3 protein-coding genes are annotated in these 2,014 nt (G+C 68.5%); all 3 read right to left on the bottom strand.

The annotated features are described in order from the left end of the window. A partial coding sequence (locus tag V6M56_RS00595; RefSeq protein ID WP_332680626.1) for a Mur ligase domain-containing protein occupies nt 1–315 on the bottom strand: 315 nt, incomplete at its 3' end. Nucleotides 316–377: 62 nt separating this feature from the next. After that, nucleotides 378–1,733, bottom strand: coding sequence for a glutamate-1-semialdehyde 2,1-aminomutase (hemL, locus tag V6M56_RS00590; protein ID WP_332680625.1), 1,356 nt, complete (start codon nt 1,731–1,733; stop codon nt 378–380). A gap of 14 nt (nt 1,734–1,747) precedes the next feature. Further along, nucleotides 1,748–2,014, bottom strand: a 267-nt coding sequence (locus V6M56_RS00585) for a bifunctional hydroxymethylpyrimidine kinase/phosphomethylpyrimidine kinase (protein WP_332680624.1), incomplete at its 5' end; no start/stop codon positions are given.

Raw genomic sequence — 2,014 nt, 5'->3', positions numbered from 1 at the left:
CTGCAGCACGTGCTCGGCCAGCCACTGCGGCCCGCTCGTGTAGGGCAGGCCGGCGTCGAGGATGGCCTCCATCAGCGGGAACTGATCGGGCTTGGCGCGCGAGACCACGTTGCCGATCACGAACAAGTCGGGGGCAAGCGCGAGTTGATCGGCGCCGAAGCCTTCGATCAGCTCGATGTCGAGCGCACGCAGTTGCTCGCTCATCGGCGGATACACGCTCGCGTCGCAGCCGGTGACCTTGTGGCCGGCTTCGCGAGCCAAGGCTGCCAAGCCGCCCATGAAACTGCCGCAGATGCCGAGGATGTGAAGGTGCATGGGCGCTTACAGGCAGGCCGGTGCTGACCGGAGATAGGTTGTGGGGAAAACGCGCCCGACGATCAGCGCAGCGCGGCGCGCGCCGCCGCGAGCGTTGCCTCGATATCGGCCGGCGTGTGTGCCGCGCTGACGAAGCCGGCTTCGTACAGCGCCGGCGCGAGGTAGACGCCGCGCTCGAGCATGCCGTGGAAGAAACGGTTGAAGCGGTCGCCGTCGGTGGCCATGACCTGCGCGTAGTTCTGCGGCAGGCCGGCCTGCGCCGACCCGGCGTCTTGCAGGAAGAAGAACCCGAACATGCCGCCTTCGCAATCGCCCACCATAGGCACACCGGCTTCGCTCGCGGCGTCCAGCAGACCGTCGGTGAGGCTGCGCGTGCTGCGCGTGAGGGCTTCGAAGAAGCCGGGTTTCTGGATCTCCCGCAAGGTGGCCAGCCCGCAGGCGGTGGCCACCGGGTTGCCCGACAGCGTGCCGGCCTGATACACCGGACCGAGCGGCGCCAGCAGTTCCATCACGGCGCGCGGCCCGGCGAAGGCAGCCAGCGGCATGCCGCCGCCGATGACCTTGCCGAACACGCTGAGGTCCGGCTTGAAACCCGGGATCTGCTGCGCATAAAGACTCTGCGCGCCGCCCAGCGCGACGCGAAATCCGGTCATCACCTCGTCGAACACCAGCAGCGCCCCGTGCCGCGTGCACAACTCGCGCAGCCGCCGCATGAAGGGAACGCCCGCGCGCACGAAATTCATGTTGCCGGCGATCGGCTCGATCATCACGCAGGCGATCTCGGCGCCGTGTGCATCGAAAGCGGCTTCGAGCTGAGCGACGTCGTTGTAGGTCAGGACCAGCGTGTGCTGCACGACTTCAGCCGGCACGCCAGCGGAGGTCGGGTGACCGAAGGTCGCCAGGCCCGAGCCGGCCTTGACCAGCAACGCGTCGGCATGGCCGTGGTAGCAGCCCTCGAACTTGACGATCTTCGCGCGCCCGGTTGCGCCACGCGCAAGGCGCAATGCGCTCATTGCGGCTTCGGTGCCCGAGCTCACCAAGCGCACCTGCTCGGCGCTAGGAACGAGCTCGAGGATCTCTTCGGCCAACTCGACCTCGCGCTCGGTCGGCGCGCCGAAGCTGAAGCCGTCGCGTGCCGCCTGCTGCACTGCTTCGAGTACGGCCGGATGGCCATGACCCAGGATCATCGGCCCCCAGGAACCGATGTAGTCGATGTAGCGCTTGCCGTCCGCATCCCACAGGTAGGGGCCTTCGGCGCGCTGGATGAAGCGCGGTGTGCCGCCGACGGCTCGAAAGGCGCGCACGGGAGAATTGACGCCGCCGGGAATGCTGCGCTGGGCTCGCTCGAAGAGCCCTGCGCTGCGAGAGCCTTCGGTTTGTGACGCAGCAGCGCCACGCGCGCCGGAGGAATCGGCCATCGGAGACACGCGAATCAGTGAATGCGCCGCGGGCCGCGTTCCGCCGCCGGAGGGTCTTCGAGCAGGACTTCGCCCGGCGGCCCTTCGCCTTCTACCGCTTCCTCGCCTTCGGGGAGCGCCCAGAAAAAGCGGTCAGGCACCACATTGCCCATGCCGGGCCGAAAGCCGGCATCGAGGGACTGGTCGACGAAGCTCAGCGCCTCGGACACGGCGAGGTGCAGATCCTGTCCGCTGGCCAGCAGCGAGGCGAGCGCCGCGGCCAAGGTCTCGCCGGCGCCGAC

This window comes from Allobosea sp. (assembly GCF_036675845.1).
Classification (GTDB): Bacteria; Pseudomonadota; Alphaproteobacteria; order Rhizobiales; family Beijerinckiaceae; genus Allobosea.
The sequence above is the reverse complement of the archived record's forward strand: the minus strand, read 5'-3'. Positions and strand labels throughout refer to the sequence as shown.